The 8,276-nt window shown below is 47.6% G+C and carries 5 protein-coding genes; all 5 read right to left on the bottom strand.

Features of this window, described 5'->3' with window-relative positions:
* On the bottom strand, positions 1-623 hold a 623-nt coding region (locus tag F458_RS0114970; RefSeq protein WP_018984247.1), incomplete at its 3' end, for a GTP-binding protein.
* Between the two features lie 60 nt (positions 624-683).
* Positions 684-2,786, bottom strand: a complete 2,103-nt coding sequence (fusA, locus tag F458_RS0114965) for an elongation factor G (protein ID WP_018984246.1) — start codon at positions 2,784-2,786, stop codon at positions 684-686.
* A gap of 37 nt (positions 2,787-2,823) precedes the next feature.
* Complete coding sequence (gene rpsG / locus F458_RS0114960) at positions 2,824-3,294, bottom strand: 30S ribosomal protein S7 (RefSeq protein ID WP_018984245.1); 471 nt, start codon at positions 3,292-3,294, stop codon at positions 2,824-2,826.
* A 75-nt stretch (positions 3,295-3,369) separates the two neighbouring features.
* Positions 3,370-3,744: a 30S ribosomal protein S12 gene (gene rpsL / locus F458_RS0114955; protein ID WP_018984244.1), complete on the bottom strand. Its 375-nt coding sequence runs from the start codon at positions 3,742-3,744 to the stop codon at positions 3,370-3,372.
* Between the two features lie 288 nt (positions 3,745-4,032).
* A complete protein-coding gene (gene rpoC, locus F458_RS0114950) occupies positions 4,033-8,214 on the bottom strand; it encodes a DNA-directed RNA polymerase subunit beta' (protein WP_018984243.1) in 4,182 nt (1,393 codons plus the stop codon).
* Between the last annotated feature and the right edge of the window lie 62 nt (positions 8,215-8,276).

Genomic DNA, 8,276 nt, shown 5'->3' with positions numbered 1-8,276 from the left:
TCGATGGCACGCTCTGGCTCTGGAATGTAAGAATCCAGTGCTTCGCCCAGCTCAACAATCTGCTTCTCCCACTCTTCGTCGCCTTCCAGCGCCTTCAAAGCAGAACCTTTGATTACCGGCAGGTCATCACCTGGGAATTCGTATTCATTTAGCAGTTCACGAACTTCCATTTCTACCAGCTCAAGCAGCTCTTCGTCATCAACCATGTCACATTTGTTCATGAATACGATGATGTGAGGAATACCAACCTGACGACCCAGCAGGATGTGCTCACGAGTCTGTGGCATAGGGCCATCAGTCGCTGCTACAACCAAAATCGCTCCGTCCATCTGTGCTGCACCAGTGATCATGTTTTTGACATAATCAGCGTGTCCAGGACAGTCAACGTGCGCATAGTGACGTGATGGTGTGTCGTATTCTACGTGTGATGTAGAAATGGTGATACCACGTGCTTTTTCTTCAGGCGCATTATCGATCATGTCGAATGCCTGAGCTGAACCACCGTGTGCCTTTGCAAGAACCGTTGTGATTGCTGCAGTAAGGGTTGTTTTACCGTGGTCAACGTGGCCGATAGTTCCCACGTTTAAGTGGGGCTTGGAACGTTCAAACTTTTCTTTTGCCATTTTCCTCGTTTCCTAAGTTAAAAGTCCGACCGAGAGACCGGACCGAACCTTCATTTAGATTTAATTTCTAGCGTCAATAATTGCTTTTGCAACATTGCTAGGCGCTTCAGAATAATTGAAGAACTCCATGGAGTATGACGCACGACCTTGCGTTTGTGAACGCAAATCAGTGGCATACCCAAACATTTCAGAAAGCGGCACTTTTGCGCGTATTATTTTAACGCCCGCAACACCTTCGTCCATTCCTTCGATCATGCCCCGGCGACGATTCAGGTCACCTACAACATCACCCATCCAATCTTCCGGAGTCGTGACTTCAACTTTCATAGTGGGCTCAAGCAAAACCGGATTCGCTTCTGCGGCACCTTTTTTGAAACCCATAGAGCCGGCGATCTTAAACGCCATTTCAGAAGAGTCAACATCATGATACGAACCATCAAACAGTGTGACCTTTACATCAAGCACTGGATAACCGGCAACCACACCACTTTGCATTTGCTCCTGAATGCCCTTATCTACCGCAGGAATGTATTCTTTGGGTACAACACCACCAACAACTTTGTTGACAAACTCATACCCTGAACCTTCTTCCTGGGGTTCGATTTTCAGCCAGACGTGACCAAATTGGCCGCGGCCGCCAGACTGACGAACGAACTTACCTTCGACTTCCACGGATTTACGTAACGTCTCACGATACGCAACCTGAGGATTACCAACGTTACATTCAACCTTAAACTCACGCTTCATTCGATCAATAATGATATCAAGGTGAAGTTCACCCATACCAGAAATAATCGTCTGCCCCGTTTCATCATCGGTTTTAACCCGGAAAGACGGGTCTTCAGCGGCCAGTTTACCCAGCGCAATACCCATTTTTTCCTGGTCAGCCTGCGATTTAGGTTCAACCGCAATGGAAATTACCGGTTCCGGGAATTCCATGCGCTCAAGCGTGATTACATTATTTGGATCACACAAGGTATCGCCGGTAGTGACATCTTTGAGCCCGATAGCTGCGGCAATGTCACCAGCACGAACTTCTTTAAGCTCTGCGCGATCTTTAGAGTGCATCTGCACAATACGACCAAATCGCTCCCGCTTGCCTTTCACAGGATTAAATACCGTATCACCGGTTTTAACCACACCTGAGTAACAACGGAAAAACGTTAATGTACCGACAAATGGGTCTGTTGCAATTTTAAATGCCAGTGCTGAGAACGGCTCATCATCTTCAGCGCGACGCGTTGCTTCGGTCTCATCTTTGTCATCCAGAATGCCGGTAATCGGCTTAACTTCTGTTGGTGACGGCAAATATTCAATAACAGCATCAAGTACGGCTTGAACGCCTTTATTTTTAAATGCGCTGCCACAAGTTGCCAGTACAATTTCATTATTCAATGTGCGTGTGCGAAGCCCCACACGAATCTCTTCTTCTGATAATTCACCCGTTTCCAGGTATTTGTCCATCAGTTCTTCATTTGCTTCTGCTGCAGCTTCTACGATATCGGTACGATAGCGCTCGGCCTTTTCCACTAACTCAGCAGGAATATCTTCGTAAGTAAAGGTCATGCCCCTATCTTCGGTATTCCAGTTAATGGACTTCATTTTTATCAGATCGATGACGCCGCTAAATTCGTCCTCCGACCCGATGTTAAGCTGAATGGGAACACAGGTGGCCCCAAGACGCTTTCGAATTTGCTCGATGACGCGCTCAAAATCAGCGCCGGCACGGTCCATCTTATTAACGAACACCATGCGCGGCACTTCATATTTGTCAGCCTGTCGCCAGACTGTCTCTGATTGAGGCTCAACACCCGAAGACCCACAAAATACGACGACCGCACCGTCTAGCACACGTAAAGATCGCTCTACCTCAATGGTAAAGTCCACGTGTCCGGGCGTGTCTATAATGTTGATGCGATGCTGCTCATGTTGCTGGTTCATACCAGCCCAAAAACAGGTTGTCGCAGCAGAAGTAATGGTAATACCACGCTCCTGTTCCTGCTCCATCCAGTCCATAGTGGCAGCGCCATCATGAACTTCACCAATTTTATGTGAAAGGCCTGTGTAAAACAGTACCCGCTCAGTAGTCGTGGTTTTACCCGCGTCTACATGAGCCACAATACCAATATTACGATAACGCTCAATTGGGGTCTTACGAGGCATACGTCTCTCTCAGTTAATCGCTATTAAACTAGCGAAATTACCAACGATAATGTGCGAACGCTTTGTTCGCTTCGGCCATACGGTGTACGTCTTCACGTTTCTTAACCGCTGAACCTTTGTTGTCTGCTGCATCCAGCATTTCTGCTGCCAGGCGCTGAGCCATGGATTTCTCGCCACGTTTACGTGCCGCTTCTACCATCCAACGCATACCCAGTGCATTACGACGAACAGGACGAACTTCTACTGGAACCTGATAAGTTGAACCACCTACACGACGTGATTTAACCTCAACAGTAGGGCGAATGTTGTCCAGTGCATCTTCAAATACATCCAGGTGTGCCTTGCCGGTTTTTTCAGCAACAATATCAAGCGCACCGTAAACGATTCGTTCAGAAACAGATTTCTTGCCGTCGAGCATTACGACATTCATGAACTTAGCAAGCAGCTGTGAACCATATTTTGGTTCTGGTAGGATTTTACGTTGACCTACGACTCTTCTTCTTGGCATCTTCTCTTCTCCGTATGAATTCAGGGAATACCCAAAACTCGGTTACATCAGTTTGGCCTTACTAACGGAGAACCGTTATGACTTAGGCTTCTTCGCGCCGTATTTAGAACGGGCTTGTCTACGATCGTTAACACCTGCGCAATCAAGCGTACCGCGGACGGTATGATAACGAACACCTGGCAGATCTTTAACACGACCGCCACGAATTAGAACAACACTGTGCTCTTGCAGGTTGTGACCTTCACCACCGATATATGAAGAAACTTCAAAACCGTTAGTTAAGCGTACACGACATACTTTACGCAGTGCAGAGTTTGGTTTCTTAGGCGTAGTGGTATATACACGGGTACATACACCACGTCTTTGTGGGCAAGCTTGCAATGCAGCTACGTTGCTTTTCTCAACGGGCTTTTTGCGAGGCTTACGCACTAACTGGTTAACTGTTGCCATTAACTAGCTCCTGATTAAAAAGTACAAAAACCCAGGCGATTCCCGGGTCATCAATTTGCGGCCATTTTCATAACCATGACATTCTGTGCTCGTCAGTCTGTGCACCGCTTTGAAATAAAAAATTCCGCGCCTGACTTTTGATGTCTTTACAGACCAACCAAAAATCGGGTCGCGGAATTCTAATGATCAAAGTGTGAACTGTCAAGCTGTACAAAGGATAGCCATAAAATTTATGGCTCATTTTGTAAACTTGTACACCATAAAGGGAGCTTTCGCCCCCTTTATCATTTACTCATCAGTAGATGATTCACCGCTTGTTTCAGCGTTCAACGCTTCCGTTAGTGCCTGTTCTGCATCGGCTGCAGAGACTGACATTTCCTCAAGCTGTTCCTGACGCTTCTGCATGCGACGTTCGTGGTACGCAAAGCCGGTTCCCGCAGGAATCAGACGACCAACGATAACGTTTTCTTTCAGGCCACGAAGATCATCTTCTTTGCCCTGAACGGCAGCTTCGGTAAGTACGCGTGTTGTTTCCTGGAACGACGCTGCTGAGATAAACGACTCAGTAGACAGTGACGCTTTAGTGATACCCAGCAACTGGGTTTCATACAACGCCGGCATCTTACCCTGACGCTCAAGCTCGCGGCTGGCAATCTTAACGTTTGCCACTTCGACTTGCTCACCTTCAAGGAACTGGCTGTCACCGGAGGCTGTGATAATACACTTACGCAACATCTGGCGAATAACTACCTCGATATGCTTATCGTTAATCTTAACACCCTGCAGGCGGTAAACTTCCTGAACCTCGTTCACAATATAGTTTGACACGGCGCTGATACCACGCAAACGCAGAATATCGTGTGGCGACTCTGGCCCGTCGGCAATAACTTCACCACGCTCAACCTGCTCACCTTCGAAGACGTTAAGCTGACGCCATTTCGGAATCATTTCTTCGTATTGCTCGCCGGTATCCTTGCGGGTGATTATCAAACGACGCTTTCCTTTGGTCTCTTTACCAAAGCCGACCATACCGGAGTGCTCAGCCAGAATCGCAGGCTCTTTAGGCTTACGCGCTTCAAACAGGTCAGCAACCCGTGGCAGACCACCGGTAATATCACGTGTTTTAGAGCTTTCCTGGGGCACACGAGCAAGTACATCACCCGTCTGTGCAACCTTGCCGTCAGACGCTTCGATAGTGGTAAAGCTGGGCAGGCGAATTTCCTGCAAACCAATCTCATCACTTTCAAGAATCAGTTTGGGCTCTTTGGCGTTAACCTTGGAAAGATCTTTAACCACGATACGGGTAAGACCTGTCAGCTCATCCTGCTGCATCTCTGTGTTTGAATCATCAACATCTGAGAAGCTAACTTTAGAAGGTCGCTCTACGATAATCGGGTGACTGTGCGGATCCCAGCTAGCGACGATATCACCAGCATTAACTTCTGCACTTTCATCCACACCTAGCACAGCACCATAAGGCACTTTGTAGCGCTCTTTCTCACGACCGTAGGAATCGGTAACCGTAAGTTCAGTTGAACGAGAAACAACTACCAACTTATCTTCAGAATTGCGTACTGTCTTGGCATTCTGAAGCTTCAGTGTACCGGCCGTTTTAACCTGTACGCTGTTCTCAGCCGATGCCCGAGACGCCGCACCACCGATGTGGAAGGTACGCATAGTAAGCTGTGTACCTGGCTCACCGATTGACTGAGCAGCAATTACACCTACTGACTCACCCTTGGAAACCATGTGCCCACGAGCAAGATCGCGACCGTAACAGTTCGCACATACGCCAAAGTCATTGTCGCAGGTAATTACTGAGCGAACCTGAATCTGGTCTACAGAATTCTGCTCTAGCATGTCTACCATTGCTTCATCCAATAGCACATTACGCTCTACCAGAATCTCATCGGTACCTGGTTTGTAAACATCTTCTGCTACAACCCGGCCAAGCACTCGCTCACGCAACGGTTCAACAACGTCACCACCTTCAATCAGCGGAGACATCTTGACGCCTTCAAATGTGCCACAATCATCATTGGTAATAACCAAATCCTGCGCCACATCAACCAGTCGACGTGTCAGATAACCAGAGTTCGCAGTTTTCAGTGCGGTATCAGCAAGACCCTTACGTGCACCGTGGGTCGAGATGAAGTACTGAAGTACGTTCAGACCCTCGCGGAAGTTAGCCGTAATAGGCGTTTCGATGATTGAGCCATCTGGCTTGGCCATCAGACCCCGCATACCCGCCAGCTGACGAATCTGAGCTGCACTACCCCGGGCGCCGGAGTCGGCCATCATATAAACAGAGTTAAATGACTGCTGCTCTTCTTCTTCGCCCTGGGCGTTGATAACCATATCCGATTTAAGATTATCCATCATGGCCTTGGCAACTTTCTCGTTGGCATTAGACCAGATATCAATAACCTTATTATAGCGCTCACCAGCAGTAACAAGACCGCTTTGGAACTGCTCCTGAATCTCGATAACTTCAGCTTCTGCAGAATCGATAATTTCTTTCTTCGCTTCCGGGATCACCATGTCATCGATACCTACCGATGCACCGGCAATCATTGCATAGTGGAAACCGCTATACATGATTTGGTCAGCAGCAATAACAGTATCTTTGAGTCCCAGGGTACGGTAACAAGCGTTCAACAAACGTGAAATCTGCTTTTTGCCCATTGACTGGTTAATCAAATCAAACGGCAAGCCTTTTGGCAAAATTAGCGAGAAAATGGCCCGACCAACTGTAGTATCAGTCAGCGTTACACGTTCTGTCTTGGTGCCATCTTCAGCGATATCAAATTCAGTGATACGTACCTTAACCCGCGCATGCAATTCAGCGGCGTCAGTACGATATGCTTTTTCTGCCTCGTTGGGGCTGGTAAATACCATGCCCTCACCCTTACCATTAACCTTTTCACGGGTCAGGTAATACAAACCTAGTACAACGTCCTGTGAAGGTACGATAATAGGTTCACCATTCGCCGGTGACAGAATGTTGTTGGTAGACATCATCAGTGCACGGGCTTCAAGCTGCGCTTCGATGGTCAACGGTACGTGTACCGCCATTTGGTCACCATCGAAGTCGGCGTTGTACGCCGCACAGACCAACGGGTGAAGCTGAATGGCTTTACCTTCAATCAGGGTTGGTTCGAAAGCCTGGATACCGAGCCTGTGTAGCGTTGGTGCACGGTTTAGTAGTACCGGGTGTTCACGGATAACTTCATCCAGTACATCCCATACTTCCGGCGCTTCACGCTCTACCAGTTTTTTGGCGGCTTTGATAGTTGTGGCCAGGCCACGACCTTCTAATTTGCCATAGATAAACGGTTTGAATAACTCAAGTGCCATTTTCTTAGGCAGACCACACTGATGCAAACGCAGGGTAGGACCAACGGTAATAACCGACCGGCCAGAATAGTCAACACGTTTACCCAGCAGGTTCTGACGGAAGCGACCCTGCTTACCTTTGATCATATCTGCCAAAGATTTCAGTGGGCGCTTGTTGGAACCAGTGATAGCACGACCGCGACGACCGTTATCCAGCAATGCGTCAACCGCTTCCTGAAGCATACGCTTTTCGTTGCGCACGATGATATCCGGCGCAGCCAGATCCAACAGACGCTTCAAACGGTTATTACGGTTGATAACGCGACGATAAAGATCGTTCAGGTCAGATGTCGCAAAACGTCCGCCGTCCAGTGGTACCAAAGGACGTAAGTCCGGTGGTAATACCGGCAGTACTGTCATGATCATCCACTCTGGTTTATTACCAGACTGCTGGAACGATTCTAATAACTTAAGACGCTTAGTAATCTTTTTGCGTTTTGTTTCGGAATTGATACTAGGCAGTTCTTCTCGCATTGCCGCGACATCTGCGCCTACATCCAATACTTTCAGCAAATCAAATACAGCTTCGGCACCCATTTTTGCATCAAATTCATCGCCGTGCTCTTCTAGCGCGTCCAGATATTCTTCTTCAGTAAGAAGCTGACTACGCTCCAGAGTCGTAAGACCTGGCTCAGTAACGACATAAGATTCAAAATATAGTACGCGCTCGATATCACGCAGTGTCATATCCAGCATTAAACCAATACGAGACGGTAGTGATTTTAAGAACCAGATATGCGCTACCGGGCTTGCCAGCTCAATGTGACCCATCCGTTCACGACGAACTTTTGTCAGGGTAACTTCAACACCACATTTTTCGCAGATAACACCACGGTGTTTAAGACGCTTATACTTTCCGCATAAACATTCATAATCTTTTACCGGACCAAAGATACGTGCACAGAATAACCCGTCGCGCTCTGGTTTAAAGGTACGATAATTAATGGTTTCTGGCTTTTTAACTTCACCAAATGACCATGAGCGGATCATTTCAGGTGACGACAGGCCAATTCGAATGTTATCGAATTCTTCTGTCTTGTTTTGTTGCTTTAGAAACTTTAATAAGTCTTTCACAATACTCTCCCAGCGGAGTCAGTCTCTATAACCCGGCCATAACAGGCCGGGCCATCAAATCA

Source organism: Salinimonas chungwhensis DSM 16280, assembly GCF_000378185.1.
Lineage (GTDB): Bacteria > Pseudomonadota > Gammaproteobacteria > Enterobacterales > Alteromonadaceae > Alteromonas > Alteromonas chungwhensis.
This window is presented reverse-complemented; position numbering and strand designations above follow the sequence as displayed.

What these genes read in the sequence shown, in the direction of transcription:
- fusA (WP_018984246.1), bottom strand. Translation starts at nt 2,786, where the DNA reads ATGCCTCGTAAGACCCCAATTGAGCGTTATCGTAATATTGGTATTGTG.
- rpsG (WP_018984245.1), bottom strand. Translation starts at nt 3,294, where the DNA reads ATGCCAAGAAGAAGAGTCGTAGGTCAACGTAAAATCCTACCAGAACCA.
- rpsL (WP_018984244.1), bottom strand. Translation starts at nt 3,744, where the DNA reads ATGGCAACAGTTAACCAGTTAGTGCGTAAGCCTCGCAAAAAGCCCGTT.